General features: G+C 38.6%; 14 protein-coding genes. 11 read left to right on the forward strand and 3 right to left on the reverse strand.

The window, feature by feature from the left end; translation table 11 throughout:
* The 8 genes from RTP52_RS04715 to RTP52_RS04750 all read left to right on the forward strand — a co-directional run.
* Positions 1 to 415: cyclase family protein (locus tag RTP52_RS04715; protein WP_312369526.1), on the forward strand; the 415-nt coding region annotated here is incomplete at its 5' end.
* A gap of 355 nt (positions 416 to 770) precedes the next feature.
* Positions 771 to 1,751 carry a lactonase family protein gene (locus RTP52_RS04720; RefSeq protein WP_312369528.1) on the forward strand — a complete coding sequence of 327 codons (981 nt, stop codon included), beginning with the start codon at positions 771 to 773 and terminating at the stop codon, positions 1,749 to 1,751.
* 264 nt (positions 1,752 to 2,015) lie between these two features.
* Complete coding sequence (locus RTP52_RS04725) at positions 2,016 to 2,444, forward strand: DUF1697 domain-containing protein (RefSeq protein ID WP_312369530.1); 429 nt, start codon at positions 2,016 to 2,018, stop codon at positions 2,442 to 2,444.
* Positions 2,445 to 2,569: 125 nt separating this feature from the next.
* On the forward strand, positions 2,570 to 3,091 hold the full coding sequence (locus RTP52_RS04730) for a dihydrofolate reductase family protein (RefSeq protein WP_312369531.1): 522 nt from the start codon (positions 2,570 to 2,572) through the stop codon (positions 3,089 to 3,091).
* A gap of 58 nt (positions 3,092 to 3,149) precedes the next feature.
* Positions 3,150 to 3,647, forward strand: a complete 498-nt coding sequence (locus RTP52_RS04735; protein ID WP_312369532.1) for a GNAT family N-acetyltransferase — start codon at positions 3,150 to 3,152, stop codon at positions 3,645 to 3,647.
* Between the two features lie 134 nt (positions 3,648 to 3,781).
* Entirely contained in the window at positions 3,782 to 4,759 is a 978-nt protein-coding gene (locus tag RTP52_RS04740) for a glycoside hydrolase family 88 protein (protein WP_312369534.1), read from the forward strand.
* 145 nt (positions 4,760 to 4,904) lie between these two features.
* Positions 4,905 to 7,124: a WG repeat-containing protein gene (locus RTP52_RS04745; protein ID WP_312369535.1), complete on the forward strand. Its 2,220-nt coding sequence runs from the start codon at positions 4,905 to 4,907 to the stop codon at positions 7,122 to 7,124.
* 108 nt (positions 7,125 to 7,232) lie between these two features.
* Entirely contained in the window at positions 7,233 to 8,804 is a 1,572-nt protein-coding gene (locus RTP52_RS04750) for a WG repeat-containing protein (protein ID WP_312369537.1), read from the forward strand.
* Between the two features lie 156 nt (positions 8,805 to 8,960).
* Here RTP52_RS04750 and RTP52_RS04755 read toward each other — a convergent pair whose 3' ends face one another.
* From RTP52_RS04755 to RTP52_RS04765, 3 genes are read right to left on the reverse strand one after another with little or no spacing between them, the layout of a single operon-like run.
* Positions 8,961 to 10,007 (reverse strand): TlpA family protein disulfide reductase, encoded by a 1,047-nt coding sequence (locus tag RTP52_RS04755; RefSeq protein ID WP_312369539.1) that lies wholly within the window; start codon positions 10,005 to 10,007, stop codon positions 8,961 to 8,963.
* Positions 9,985 to 10,866, reverse strand: a complete 882-nt coding sequence (locus RTP52_RS04760) for a 4Fe-4S binding protein (protein ID WP_312369541.1) — start codon at positions 10,864 to 10,866, stop codon at positions 9,985 to 9,987. The genes RTP52_RS04755 and RTP52_RS04760 overlap by 23 nt, the downstream gene beginning before the upstream one ends.
* Positions 10,859 to 11,008, reverse strand: coding sequence for a CD1871A family CXXC motif-containing protein (locus RTP52_RS04765; RefSeq protein ID WP_312369543.1), 150 nt, complete (start codon positions 11,006 to 11,008; stop codon positions 10,859 to 10,861). The genes RTP52_RS04760 and RTP52_RS04765 overlap by 8 nt, the downstream gene beginning before the upstream one ends.
* Before the next feature lie 338 nt (positions 11,009 to 11,346).
* Here RTP52_RS04765 and RTP52_RS04770 point away from each other — a divergent pair, with 338 nt between their 5' ends.
* From RTP52_RS04770 to RTP52_RS04780, 3 genes are read left to right on the forward strand one after another with little or no spacing between them, the layout of a single operon-like run.
* The gene (locus tag RTP52_RS04770; protein ID WP_312369545.1) at positions 11,347 to 12,006 is read left to right on the forward strand and encodes a response regulator transcription factor; all 660 of its coding nucleotides are present in this window, start codon (positions 11,347 to 11,349) and stop codon (positions 12,004 to 12,006) included.
* The gene (locus tag RTP52_RS04775) at positions 12,003 to 13,436 is read left to right on the forward strand and encodes a sensor histidine kinase (protein WP_312369547.1); all 1,434 of its coding nucleotides are present in this window, start codon (positions 12,003 to 12,005) and stop codon (positions 13,434 to 13,436) included. Before RTP52_RS04770 ends, RTP52_RS04775 begins: the two co-directional genes overlap by 4 nt.
* A complete protein-coding gene (locus tag RTP52_RS04780; protein ID WP_312369549.1) occupies positions 13,429 to 14,196 on the forward strand; it encodes a hypothetical protein in 768 nt (255 codons plus the stop codon). Before RTP52_RS04775 ends, RTP52_RS04780 begins: the two co-directional genes overlap by 8 nt.
* The last annotated feature ends 117 nt before the right edge of the window (positions 14,197 to 14,313 follow it).

The raw sequence follows: 14,313 nt of genomic DNA on the forward strand, positions 1-14,313 counted from the left end.
TTGGGATGTATCGGATATTGCAGAACATCGTGAAATTTCCTTGTCTGATATTGGAGATTTACATATACCAGAAAATGCATTTCTTCTAATACACACTGGTCGGAGTGGAAGAGAGAAATATGGTACAGCTGATTATTTTCGAGAACATCCGCAGTTATCTAACGAGTTAATACAGTGGCTTTCTAATCAACCACTACGCTTTTTGGGAATTGACTGTTCAGGAATACGCCGTGGAAAAGAGCACGAGCCTGCTGACAGAATGCTAGAGAAGAATGGTATCTTCGTTATTGAGAATCTTAGTGGTCTTATTCAATTATTAGATAATGATGTCTTTCAGGTCTATACTCTTTGGTTTGATGATCCTGTTGCTACTGGACTACGGTGTAAAGTAGTGGTGGATACTGGTGAAAAATAGACTTCAAATTTATGCTCTTTTTTTTAGCATGATTAGAATTAACTGCAGCATATGCTAGCGACGGTTAAGCAAATGATCATAAGGTTAGCGCAATTATCAATCGTGGGAGCTAGAAATTGTGTCACTCAACTTAAATTCATAGACATAATGGTTACTATGTTTTAAAATGAGAGTATCATTAAAAACTTTTAAGCAAAAGATTATGCTGTTATGTAGCATAGACTTATTGCACAATAACAGCAGCTGAAAAGCTTTTTTTTCACATGTAGTTTCTGCAATATAGTCGCGCATCATTTGAATGATGCGTCCTTTTGACACCCCTTATCATAGAATAATAAATAAATGGAGATAACTTATGGAGCTGATTATATCAGGATATGGAGTAAAGACAGCGGATACCATCAAAGGCTTTATATTGAAGGAAGATGGGACATTTCATGAGAGCTGGAAGGACAGCGTGGTGAACCCAAGCTTTTTATGCCAGGGAGACGGATATCTGTTTACTGTTACAGAAAATGATGACGCGGTCATCTATCTTTACGGTCGAGAAGGACAGGGCTATCGGCTGTTGGATCATAAGAGGATAGACGGTGGTGCGTTGTGTCATATTACTTATTCCGCAAAGAATAAAGCGTTGTTTGGAGCTTGCTATGGCACCGGTACCTTATTTGCTGTGAAGGTGGAGCCAGGTCACTTTGGTGATATCCTTCATCAGGAGATTCAGCAGGAAGGTACTGCACTGACCCGTGTTCATTGTGTCCTGTTAAATCGTAAGGAAGACAGGCTGGTTACAGTAAATATTGCATTGGATCGTATATTTATCTATGCAGTAAACCAGGGTTACCTGACCTTGGAGCGAATCATAAAGGCTCCGCAGGGCAGCGGTCCAAGGCATGCCTTGTACTCAGAGGATGAGTCATATCTTTATGTAATCACAGAGTATTCCAATGAGATACTGGTGTATGACCTGAAGGATGAGGACAGGCTGGTTCAGCAAATTTCTACCTTGTCGGGCCGATTTAACGGCAGAAGTAATTGCTCTACCCTTTGCTTCTCCCGAAATAATGCCTACCTGTATGCGGCTAACCGCGGAGCGGAGACCATTGCACTCTTCTCGGCAGGTAGTGATGGGAGGTTAAGCTATCTTGAAGAATATGATTGTGGAGGACAGCATCCAAGACATATGATACTCTCTGGGGATGGCAAGAAGTTGCTGGTATGTAACCAGAATTCCCATCAGGTAGTCTGCTTTCTGCTGGATACAGAACAAGGCAGAATAATCGGAAAGCTTGGCAGCTTGGATTTTACTGCTCCCAGCGGTATTCTAGAAGTATAAAAGATAGAAGATAGAAGATAGAAGATGCTACTGATGTACCCATAAAGGAGTTGAAGAGGCTTATAAAAACATTTGAATCTTGTTTGTATTCCCAAGTGCATGTGGTGACGATTATCAAATGATAGAAAAATAAAAGAAATAAGCTAAAAACAAAGGACATGAGAGAGGAAACTTTCATGTCCTATTTCATAGAAAATTATATGCTTCTAACAATGGAGAACGAAAATAGACTTTAAAGCAAATGATAATAAGGTTAGCGAATACATGAATATTAGTTACCGCTATGTGCTTTACGTAATTAAGCAATTCTGTGAATTGGGAATATTAACAAAAGAAAAAGGAATGGGATATACCATTTCTGACCTAGGACCTGTTTCAATCATATCAGTAAGTGATCTATCGGCTGCGTATGATCACGCTCCTTTATGGTGGGGGCAGGATAAGGATTCAAAGCATAATCCAATATTTATAATACCGCCGATAACAGTGGAGGAGGTATTTGAGGAAGTAGGCGAAATAAAACCTGAATATGAAACGGTTGCATATTTTGGTAGGGTTGTTTTTTGGTCTGCACCTCTAAAGACTTTTTCGAGAACACGTTGGTCAAAGATTGTTGGCTCGTCTTTGTACGATAGCATAACCTTCAGAAACTCAAACACCGGTACAAAGCTGCTGCAGCTTACAAAATTATAACAGAAAAAATAAAAGTATTTGACACTTGGCGCTTCAGTTACAACATTAATTGACAATCTAATTGTTGTATATGAGAATTACAACGCTGTGAGTAGAACGATTAGAATTTATAAAGGAGAAGAAAAATGAGTGGAAAAATTATTATGAACTTAGCAATGAGCCTTGACGGATATATTGCTGATGAAAACGGCGGCTTTGACTGGATTGTGGGACAAGGCGATACCTCTATTGATACAGCCGAAAGAAGTGAGTTTGAAGAGTTTCTTGCGGGCATTGATATTGTTGTTATGGGCAAAAACTGCTATGATCAGGGTTTTGCTAAAGACTATTCAACAAAAACAATATATGTAGCTACAAGTGATGAGAAAGAAGATAAGGGTAATATTCGTTTTATCCGTGGCGATATAGTCAGAATATTAGAAAAAGAAAAGGACAGTGGTAAAAATATATTTCTGTTTGGTGGTGGCGGTCTGGTAGATCACTTTGTTAAAGCTAATGTTATAGACGAATATATTGTTGGAATCATACCAACGATACTTGGAAAAGGCCGTCCACTGTTTTTAGGGAACAATCCAACAATACAGCTACATCTTGATAAATACACCGTTAATGATGGAATTGCTGTGTTTCATTACTCAAAACGATAATAAAATGCGGTAAGTCAAAATTACCATTTGCCGGCGAAAAGGAGAAAGTATATTAATTATGATCAGAGATTTTAAAGAAATCGATATCGAACAAATTATGAAGATATGGCTTAATACAAATATCAAGGTGCATCATTTTATTAATAGTAGCTATTGGATAGATAGCTATGCCACAGTCGAAAAAATGATGCCGCAAGCAACCATTTATGTGCATGATTTCAATGGTCAGATTCAAGGGTTTCTTGGACTGAACGGAGATTACATCGAGGGAATTTTTGTCGATGCAGAATATCAATCGAAAGGAATTGGTAGTCAACTGCTTGATTATGTCAAAGAGAGGAATAATAAACTTCTTTTGAATGTTTATAAAAGAAATGAGCGGGCAGTATCATTCTATTTGAGAGAAGGATTCGCGATTTTGACTGAACAGATTGACGAGGAAACAAAAGAAGTGATCTCACGATGGTATGGAACTCTTAGAAGATTTGAACAATACAAAAGGAGCGATAAAGTTATGAAAGTAAATACTAGAAACGTAAGAATGTCTGCTTTATAATATAACTGCTCAATTGATGAAAGGATTTCGAATTACTCAATTTGTAATTTTAGTTTATTATTGTATAGTAAAATATGGTAAACTAGTTTTATCTATGAAATGACAGAACTAAGTTTTTTCAAAAGGAGTAATTTATGCTTAGAGCGGAAAAATTAGAGAAAGTAAAAAAGGCTACACTTGCTATGCAGCGTTGGCCTTGGGAGCAGGGTGTAGTAGCGCAGGCATTTCTGGAAGCTGGCGATATTGAAATGGCCACGCTTATGGCAAGAGAAGCAGTGACCAATCAGTCTACAGATGGAAGACTCGGAATGAAGTATGAAAGAGGAGCAGCTACCGATCCTGCGGCAAACGGGGAAGTAGTATTACGGGCAGCTGAAATTACTGGAGAAGAAATTTTCAAGACTGCAGTTCAAAAAATGTTGGAATATCTAATTTATAGGGCACCAAAATCTAGTGACGGTATAATTTATCACAACGAGAACGAAGGAAAATTTTGGGTGGATTCTTTTTATATGGCACCACCATTTCTAGCGCTAGCAGGATATCCGAAAGAAGCTGTAAAACAGATTGTAGGTTATAGAAAATATTTATGGAATAGCGAAAAGATGCTTTATGCTCACCAGTGGGATGATAACCTTAGATGCTTTTCACGTGAACTCCACTGGGGAGTAGGAAACGGTTGGGCGGCAGCCGGTATGGTCAGCGTTTTAAAGGTCTTACCAGAGAAGATGCAAACTGAGAAAAGTCAGCTTATAGGGTATTTAAAGGAAGTAATAGATGGATGTCTGGCTCACCAATGTGAAAATGGTCTGTTTCATGACATTGTAGATGATTCCTCTACATTTATTGATTCAAATCTGGCTCAAATGCTCAGTTATTCAATATACAGGAGTGTTAAAAACGGCTGGTTAAATAAAGAGTATATTGAATATGCTGATAAAATGCGAGAAGCTGCATATTTAAGGGTGGATCAGAATGGTTTAATTCAAGGCTCCTGCGGAGTACCTGATTTCAATGCCCCGGCAACGGCTCCGGAAATTCAGGCATTTTATATTCTGATGGAGGCTGCTTATGATGATTATTTATACAAGAGGCAAACAGATTTACAATAATTGAACTATTATTGACCATAATGGTAGAACATGGTACATTAATTAGATGATAAAAGTACATAAATATTACTATTATTTGAAGTAAAGTTATTGATAGAATACGCCTTCGGACGTTTTTTATAATACCAAAGAAAGGATTAGTACAATGAAGAGAATAGTATCAATAATAGTAACTTTAAGTATCCTGATTTCAGGAATAGCTTTTTCTCCTGCAAAGGCCAGTGCACTGAGTTATGAGCTTGACTATGCAGGTTGCTTCAGCGAAAATTATGCAGTAGTTGGAGTATGGGAAGGTATATGGAAATATGGATACATCAATGAAAAAGGGAAGACAGTAATTAATCTACAGTTTAATTATGCGAATGGTTTTAGTGAAGGCTTAGCCGTTGTAGGTATGGGGAAAAGCCTTAGTAGTATGAAGTATGGTTACATAAAAAAGGATGGTAGTTATCTTTTTAAACCTCAGTTCGATTATGCTACCGATATGAAAAATGGTTTTGCTATAGTTGGAATGAAACAAGGCGATAATTTTAAATATGGCCTTATTGATAGCAAAGGAAACATTTTAATTGATCTAAAGTACAATGATATTTCGTTAAGCGATTATAATATGAAAAAAGGTTATGCGATTGTCGATAAAGATAATCTATATGGAATCTACAATTTAAAAACAAAAAAATTAGTTGAACCAAAATATAATCAAATATTAATTATGGACCATTACGTTGAGCTTGTAGGCAAGGTTGATGGGCAAGAAAAATATGGAGTACTATTTTTTAATGATAAGGTCATTGAACCTACCTTTGATTGGATTCACCATTTTGCCGGAATCAATAATGTAATTGGTAAGGTTGAGAAGGATGGAAAATATGGTGTTCTAGGTACTGATGGTAAATACATCCTTGATATTAAGTATGATGAAATAAGAGAATTTGAGGATGGTACTTGTCACATTAAGCTGGATGGAAAGTACGGTTATCTTAATTCAGATGCCAGCTTACTGACACCCATAGAATATGATGAAATTACTGCTTTTCATAAAGGATTATCAACTGTTAAGAAAGATGGTAAGTACGGAATCTTAAATAGGGATGGAACATATAAAGCGGAACCGATTTATGATCAAGTATATATCTTATATGACAAGATAGAAGCGATATTAAATGGCAAGAAAATAATTCTGAATGATGACGGTAGCAATAAATATGATAAGGATTATGAATACATGTATCCTTTCAATAGTATTAAAGGTGCTTCAAAAGTAAAAAAGGATGGTAAAGAAGTCATTATAGACAGTAAGGGTAAACCAATATTTAAGGTTGACTTCGATACGATTAGTGAATTTGAGAATGGCGTTGCCTACATTAAGTTAAATGGCAAGATTGGATATTTGGGCGAAGATGGAAAATATGTAGTGAAACCGATTTATGATAGTGTATATTATGATGGCATTGAGCCATATTACCATACAAAATTAGATGACTTGATGGGACTCGTTTTTGTTGATGGCACAGAAATAAAACCTATGTCAAATGGACCTATTAGTTTTCATGGGGATTATGGAAGTATCAGAGTAAATGATAAGGAAACCTATATTGACAAAAAAGGAAAACAGATAACATCTGAGCTATTTGATAATACGAATCCCTTTTCAGATGGAATGGGCAGAGTGATGCTAAACATGAAAACAAGTTATGTCAATACCTCTGGGAAGCGAATAAACAAGGAATTTGATCATGGCTATGACTTTAGTGATGGATATGCTTGTGTTTATAAAGACAACTATTATCGATACATTGACAAAAAAGGAGATTATGCATTTGGTGAGGATGCAAAGTATTCACAAGCGAAATCATTTCATAACGGATTAGCAGCTGTACAGTCATCGAAAGGCAAGTGGGGATATATTGATACAAAGGGTAAGCTTGTTATCGATTGCCAGTTTAATGGCGCTTTTGATTTCGATGAAAAATTAGCTCCTGTAAGAATAGGAGATAAATTCGGATTTATTGACAAGACCGGAAAAATTGTTATCAAAGCGATTTATGATACGGTTTCAGAATTTGAAGATGGAATGGCAAGTGCATGGAAAGGTAATAAATATTATTGTATTACTTCAGCTGGAAAAGTGAAAGAGGAAGCTGCGAAAAATTCAAATTTTAAATTTGTTGATGGAGTCGCACCGGTAAAGGTAATTACAGATTCAGATATTATTTATTACTGGGGATATATAAAGGAAGATGGTAGTTGGTTGGTTCTGCCTGAACTTAATTCTGCCAGTGTATTTCATAATGGAGAAGGATATTTTTATAAAAATAATAAATTAGGATATGTAAATAAATCCGGCAAAATAAGATGGAACTGACAGTTCATAGGATAAAAACAGGGACATTGTGAAAAATCAAGATTTTTCACAATATGAATTTTAATTCACTTTGCAAATATTGTGCTTGCAGCCCAAAGTTTGCAGGTTTTGAAGAAAGGCATGGTAATTACTGTGAAAAAAAATGTACAATTAGTCATTATTATGTTCATTATAATTAGTACAACCTTATTAAGCGATAATAGTGCATATGCAGCTAAAAAAAGTGTGACCGATGATATTACGTTGGAAATAATGAGTACAAATTCTAAATCGGAAATAAGCTTAAGTCCAAAATATGAGGAAAGCAACGGATTATATGGATATGTAGATAAAAAAGGTAAATGGATTATAGAGCCTAAATTTCTTAGTGCTAAACCATTTAGTGAAGGCCTTGCAGCAGTATTAGAAGATTCAGAAGCACTGAAATGGGGCTATATTCAGCCAAATGGCACCTTTTCTATTAAGCCTCAGTATACTGCAGCCTATGAATTTAAAGATAGCTTTGCCATTGTTACGGATGACAATTCTTATGTATCAACGATAGACAAAAAGGGTAAGCCGATTCAAAAGTCAAAGTATTATTTGTCACAAGTGGGTATAGGGAATACTAGAGCTACGATTTCTAATGGAGAGAATTATACTGGTAAAGATAATCTAAAATATGGGGTTATTACAGAGAAAGGCACATTTATAAAGCCCGAATATGATGGAATGCCAAGTTATGTAAAGCCATTTGTGTGTCTCTTTAAAGAAGATGCTTCTGGGGATATTCTGAAAAGGACCCATTATATAGTGCTTGACAAAGGCACTAAGAAACTCCCGGGTGAAATAATCAGTGTAAGCGAGGGAATTGGATTAATTGAGTATAGAAGTGATAAATACCCAAATAGAAAAAACCTGTATGCCTATCTTACCTCGAAAGGTAAGTTGATTAAGAGTTATAGCCCTAGTAAAGGTGTGGAATATCCCTTTGTAGAAGCGAAGGGTTTTAGTGAGGGTTATGCTGCTATAGCTATAAATCACGGTAATGGTGATATTTTTTTTGATCAATGGGGTTTTCTTAAAAAAGATGGAACCTGGCTTAATATACCTGAATTTACATGTGCGGATTCCTTTAAGAACGGTGTTGCCCCTGTAAAAGAATTTAATTCTTGGGGATACATAAAAACTGATTTAACATGGTTTATTAAGCCGTATGAGGTAACAAAAGAACAATTGAAAAAAGAAAATGATTATTGCGTAAAAGAGGCAAAGTCAATTCTGAAAGATATCATTAATGATTCTATGTCGGATTATGAAAAGCTTGATAAGATTTATGATTATGTAACACATGAGATTTATTATGATTCGAATACTAATATACCTCGAGTTTCACACACTGCATATGGAGCCTTGAAATATAAAATAGCAGTTTGTGACGGATATGCTGAAGCACTACATATTTTATTAGATCTTGCCGGAGTTGAGAATATCATTATTCATGGAGCTGATAAACTCAATGGGATAGGTCATGCGTGGAATTTAGTAAAAATTAATGGTAAATACTATCACGTGGATTCAACAGGGGATTCAAGCTCTCCTAACCAAAGAAACTTTTTTATGTTATCCGATGATCAGGCAGGTAGATATCTTACTTGGAAGACGAAGAATTATCCTGCAGCACCAACGCGCTATAAATAAACTGAACACCCAATAATTTTAGAAAAAAAGGACGTGTCGTTATGCGACGCGTCCTTATCGTTTTTCGCCCTACCGTGTGTCCCGTTGTAAGTAACGTTAACCATGAGGAATTTCTACCATCCATTCTTTTCTGAAACACGTCCGGTGTGTAGCGTGTTATCTGTTGGATCCTGAACCGGCTTGGGTCAATCTGTCATTCAGCACCTCCTTGTATACAGACATATCCCGTTCGCCAACGATGGGGTCTCCTATAATTTTTCCCTCCGAGTCAATAAACAGTGTGGTCGGATAGGCAACTAAATTATTGTCAAGGTACTGCTTCAGTAAATTGTCGGGCACGATACTTGTAAAAGAGACACCTGTATCATTGACAATTTTTTGGGCCAGTTTTAAAAGCTCTTCATCTTTTACATCGCCTACAATGGAAATCAGCTGGGTACCCTCCGGCATGTCTTCGCTCATTTTCTGCAAATCGGGCATTTCCTTAATGCAAGGCTGGCAGAAGGTAGCCCATATATTGACCATTGTCAGTTTATACTCCGCAAAAATGGAGTTGTCAACAGGTTTGCCGCCTAGATCATTTGCAGAAAATGCACCTAGGTCGCCTACGGTGAATGTTGCAGGTTTTATGCTTGCCTTTATGGCTGGGAGCATTTGCATGATCTCGTCATAATCTACTTTCATATTGGAATCAAAGGCGGAGGTGTCAACTGTGGTCTGTGTGTATATATATACGGTGCCGTCCTTCCGGCAAATTTCCTCCGAGGCGGCACACTTCGTGATGTCAGCGGCATTTTTACCGGAATTCATCCATCCATCCCACTTTTCCGCAGAATATGCCAGAACTTTGAACGGGCAGTATTCACCCTTTTGAGGCATGAAGAATATATCTAAATGGTCGGAAGGGTCGGTTTCAGCCTTGGGAATATCCTTCCCCAATAGAGAAATATCGCCAAACATCACTTCATATTTACCCGGTATGATGGTTTCGTTATCGAAATATTTGCCCGGTAGCTTAAGTGTGATGCCCAAACCATCTTCAGTGTAGTCTTTATAATCGGTATAATCATAGTTTTCTTCCTGACGTACCGTACTTTGGTCATTTTTTGAAGTTACACCTTGTGTGCAGCCGGTTAAGAGTACGGTGAGCATGAATGCGCACAAGAGAACAGTAAATATCTTACTCATAATATTTTTTTTCATGATTTTCCTCCGAAAATTTATTTGTTGTTTTTTCTACTTGAATTGCATTTTTAGGGCATTTATTCTTACATAAACCACAGCGGATACACTCCGTATGGTTCGGTGTTTTCACAGGTTCCACATTCATGGGGCAGATTTTGCTGCATATCCCGCAGTCAGTGCATTTGTTCCGGTTTATGTAATAGCGATAAAAGCTAAAACGACTGAACAGTGAGTAAAAAGCACCCAATGGACATAAATATTTGCAAAACGGTCTGAATATCATCATAGAGGAAAGAATTACAACCACTAAAATAAGCATTTTCCATGAGAATAACCAGCCGATGGTGGCTTGAAGAGGCTTATTCATGCTGACCAGAGGAATACCGCCCTCCAAGGTACCTGCGGGACATAAATACTTACAGAAAAACGGAACCGTGGATCCGTAGGAATCTGCAGCCAATAACGGCAATAGTACTACAAGGATGGCTAGCACTAGGTATTTGCCAAACCGCATGATCCGATCAGGTTTTTGTGGGATTTTTAGTTTTGGAAGGAGGACTTTGTACAAAAGATCCTGTATAAACCCAAATGGGCAGAGAAATCCACACAAAAGTCTTCCAAACAATATTCCCATAAGAGCTAAAAATCCAAGCACATAAAAGGATATGCCGTAAGGCGAACATCCTGCCGATGCCTGGAGGGAGCCGACAGGGCAAGCTCCAAGAGCCCCGGGACAGGAATAACAGTTAAGTATCGGCAGGCAGAGGTTTTTGCTTCTTCCAGTGAAAATCTTACCCTTCCAAAAGCCGGCGAAATTGGCGTTCATCAAAACGGCAGACAAGCACTGAATTATTGTACGTTTAGATTTTTTAACCAATGCCAATACACTCCAGACATATGTTTATTGCTTTATTAAACACTGCTACATACTCCCGATTTAAAGTACCAATCACCAGAACCGCAACAGCCAGAAAAAGTATTGAATATTGCGTAAATCGTATGTTCATTTTATTTTTCATAGAACCCTCCTTCTTTTTGAATAGAATATTATCGCCGACATTTTCATGTTAGCAGGCGGTTGTTGCATAGCTGCGTAAAAGTTGTGTCAAAGATGTAATAAAGGTAATGAAAAGATTTGCGCCACTCTTATTTGCCATATCCGTCCGTCATTCTTGTCTGGGAGGAAATACCATTATAAAATTTACAACCCAGCAAAAAAGAGTTATACTTATAAATAGAACTGTTGTATTGGTGTAAGGGAAAAAATGTTAGTTTTACATTAGCGTGTTAACATCTTTGAGACAACTTCGTGTTATTCTTTAATTATCTTTGTAGCATAGAAAGGCTGGTGGATCACTTGCTGAATATTTTGATTGTAGAAGACGAGCTGGCAATCAATCAATTAATTTATATAAACTTGAGCGATGAAGGATACTGCTGTACGCGTGCTTATGACGGGGAAGAAGCAGCCGACCTCATTGAAAATAATAACTATGACCTGATTTTACTAGATATCATGCTTCCGAAAATCAATGGATACGAATTATTTGAGTACATACGTCCATTGGGAACACCCGTAATTTTTATCACCGCTAAAACCGATATCAATGATCGAATCCGGGGGCTACGACTCGGAGCTGATGATTATATTTCCAAACCGTTTCAGGTGGGAGAACTGCTGGCGCGTGTGGAGGCAGTCATTAGGCGTTTTGGAAAAAGCGAAAGGAAAATTGAGCTGTATGACGTAACGATTGATTTGAATTCCCGTGAGGTACGAAAAGACGGCCAACTAATTGAGCTGACCGTGAAAGAGTTTGAACTGTTGATTCAATTAATTCAAAATAAAAATGTAGCGCTTCGGCGCAGTTGGCTATATGAGCGGGTGTGGGAAGGTGAATTCACAGGCGAGACACGGACACTTGATACCCATATCCAGCGTCTGCGAAAAAAGCTGGAATGGGAAGATCGTATCAAGACAGTATTTCGAATTGGCTATCGGCTTGAGGTATTAAAATGAAGCTGTTTGCAAAAATCTTTCTCTGCGCAATGATCGTCCTCAGCGTCGCGTTGTCCCTGTCCGGATATCTGCTCATAACGTTGTCATACAAAAATGCGGTTGATCAGGAAACGCAGCGCGCAATGGATCAGTATCAGTATATTAAGTTTTTGCTTCAGGGTGATCTTCTAAATCGACGCGATCAAATCAATAAAAACAATTTATCTGATCCGATTTCTACAAGCTTTTCAAAGCTCGCAGGTCAGAATTTGCCTGGCTTATCAAGCGGCGGGAATTACATTTCTGTTTTTGGAGAAGATAAGATGTCCATCTATTCGACCTTTCCCTCTAATCCGGGTTTCAATATATCAAACTATGACTTAAATCAAAAAATCATCAACAAAATAGAGCAAATCGGGGATAGAATCTACGTTTTAGTGCTCGGTAAGATTACACAGAGCGGCCAGACGGTTTATCTCCTGACCGCAACCGATATTCAGGCCGTTATCGACCAAAAAGAAGAAATGATCCAGAATTACGGTACTATTTATTTCGTCACGATAGGCTTTGGCATTATCCTGGTTATGATCTTTTCTGCTTTGCTGACCGGTCCAATCCGAAAGATGTCGGTGGCTGCGGCTAGGATCGCCGACGGTAATTACAGTGAACGGCTGAAGGTTTTTTCTAATGATGAAATGGGAGAACTTTCAAGGAGGTTCAATACGATGGCGGAAACGATTGAGGATAGAATCGCAGAGCTTTCAAATGCTGCTAAACAGAAGGAGGATTTTGTCTCCAATTTTGCCCATGAACTGAAAACACCTTTGACATCGGTCATAGGTTATGCGGATATGATCTATCAGAATTCATTGTCCCGGGAGGATACCAGAAATGCGGTCGCATACATTATGGATGAAGGCCTCCGCCTCGAGGCACTCTCGCTCAAGCTAATGGATCTAATCGTTTTAAACCGACAGGATTTTGTCCTTGAGGAACTTCCTGCAGACGAGCTCCTGCAGAATATCGCGGAAACGCTGAGGCCGTTGTTATTAAATGAAAATATAAAATTCAGGTTGGAAACGGTGAAAGCCTATATCAGAGTCGACTACGACCTTGTCAAAACGCTTCTGCTCAATCTCGTAGACAACGCGGTCAAAGCGGGAAGCGCGGAAATTATCCTGACCGGGGAAATTACGGCGAACGGCTATCGCATCGGCGCTTCGGATAACGGGTGCGGTATACCGGCAGACGAGCTCGACCGCATCACAGAGGCATTTTATATGGTGGACAAGTCCCGATCCAGAAAACAGCACGGCGCCGGCCTCGGCCTTTCGCTTGCTTCAAAAATAGCTCAAATACACGGCAGCCGGTTGGAGTTTGTAAGTGTGCAGGGCAAGGGAACGACGGTCTCTCTTCTTTTACCGTTGGAAGGTGGTGGATCGGGTGATTAAGCGACGTATACTCACAGCGGTTGTAGCCGTTTTCTCGCTGCTTATTGTGTTCGGGGGCTGGCTTTTAACAAATGAGCTGCTGAACCGACAACATTTTGACCTGATGAATACTGTGCATTCCATAAGCGCTACGGAACCTCCGGAAGCTGAATTAGGTGCCGAACCGGCAAAGGTTACCCTGAGCACTCAGGAAATCGCAAATATTCTCAAAGTTTGGCAATCAAGCCAGAGGCAGCATTATCATGATCCGTATGATGGTCAGCTAACGATGGAAGAGGCGATTAAGGCGGCAAATTCCGGGTTATCGTATTTTTGTGAAAACGGCGTTTTGCCAAAAGACCTCCTCGAGAGTGACTTCACGCAGATAAATGCGGTTTTATACGATACACAGGCTCCCAGAGTAGTAGTCCCCGCGGAGGGTTCCCCCGCCTCGGATCCGGCGTACAGCTTCTGGTCCGTTAGTGCAAGCAATCGTGAAGTATCGATACTGCTAACACTGAACGCGTATACGGGCCAAATTTGGTGGGCAGAAATCCGCTTGATTACTCAGACGATTGATTTTAGCAGTACTAACATATTGGATTTGCTTGAACAATATGAAGCCTATCTCGGTCTTTCTGGCAGTGGATCGTTAAAAAGCAATAGTGACTACGCAACCCAAAGTTATGAAAATGATCAGATTGGAATAATTGTGTATAAAAAGACGGGAGAATCCGGTTACTATGATTTGCTGAATTTTTCTCTGACATCAGCACGTTAGTTGACAACCTTCCTCGCTCCCTTTTCACTCTTTATTGACTTTTGCGACACATAATAGTATAATGATAAAAAATTTGAAGTTTGAGGTGAAAAAATGATTAATTTTTCTTGCTAATTT

This window comes from Lachnoclostridium sp. (assembly GCF_031997925.1).
GTDB lineage: Bacteria > Bacillota > Clostridia > Lachnospirales > Lachnospiraceae > Lachnoclostridium.

Bases quoted from the DNA above. Each gene is read 5' to 3' on its own strand.
- RTP52_RS04725 (WP_312369530.1), top strand. From the start codon at position 2,016: ATGAATATTAGTTACCGCTATGTGCTTTACGTAATTAAGCAATTCTGT.
- RTP52_RS04720 (WP_312369528.1), top strand. From the start codon at position 771: ATGGAGCTGATTATATCAGGATATGGAGTAAAGACAGCGGATACCATC.
- RTP52_RS04755 (WP_312369539.1), bottom strand. From the start codon at position 10,007: ATGAAAAAAAATATTATGAGTAAGATATTTACTGTTCTCTTGTGCGCA.
- RTP52_RS04775 (WP_312369547.1), top strand. From the start codon at position 12,003: ATGAAGCTGTTTGCAAAAATCTTTCTCTGCGCAATGATCGTCCTCAGC.
- RTP52_RS04740 (WP_312369534.1), top strand. From the start codon at position 3,782: ATGCTTAGAGCGGAAAAATTAGAGAAAGTAAAAAAGGCTACACTTGCT.
- RTP52_RS04765 (WP_312369543.1), bottom strand. From the start codon at position 11,008: ATGAAAAATAAAATGAACATACGATTTACGCAATATTCAATACTTTTT.
- RTP52_RS04735 (WP_312369532.1), top strand. From the start codon at position 3,150: ATGATCAGAGATTTTAAAGAAATCGATATCGAACAAATTATGAAGATA.
- RTP52_RS04730 (WP_312369531.1), top strand. From the start codon at position 2,570: ATGAGTGGAAAAATTATTATGAACTTAGCAATGAGCCTTGACGGATAT.
- RTP52_RS04745 (WP_312369535.1), top strand. From the start codon at position 4,905: ATGAAGAGAATAGTATCAATAATAGTAACTTTAAGTATCCTGATTTCA.